The sequence below is a fragment of the Natrialba sp. PRR66 genome, from assembly GCF_034808065.1.
In the GTDB taxonomy this organism is placed as follows: domain Archaea; phylum Halobacteriota; class Halobacteria; order Halobacteriales; family Natrialbaceae; genus Natrialba; species Natrialba aegyptia.
The window spans coordinates 1-275 of record NZ_JAXHGN010000088.1 but is presented as its reverse complement, the minus strand read 5'-3'; the positions used below and the strand labels follow the sequence as shown (position 1 = coordinate 275).

General features: G+C 70.5%; 1 pseudogene. It reads left to right on the top strand.

Going from position 1 to position 275, the window contains the following annotated elements:
• Positions 1–275, top strand: a pseudogene (locus SM755_RS23590) (hypothetical protein); the annotation flags it as partial.

The window sequence follows — 275 nt, the reverse complement described above, 5'->3', positions numbered from 1 at the left end:
CCCGGACGCCGCACGAGCGCGTCCACGACGACGCCGTGTTGCTCGCCGACATGCTCGACCGACTCGACGCTGACGACCCGGCGGCGCTCGACACCGAGACGTTGACAGACCTGTACGTGCTGCTGTCGGACGTCCAGCGCGGCGCTAACCGGGTTCGAGGAACCGCCAAAGGGCCTCTGCTCGACCGCCTGGGTCCCGACCAGGAACTGCGCGGTCGGTTCGGAACGGTCCGGCGGACCACCCGCGAGCGGCGGCAGCCGAAAGACGACGAGACG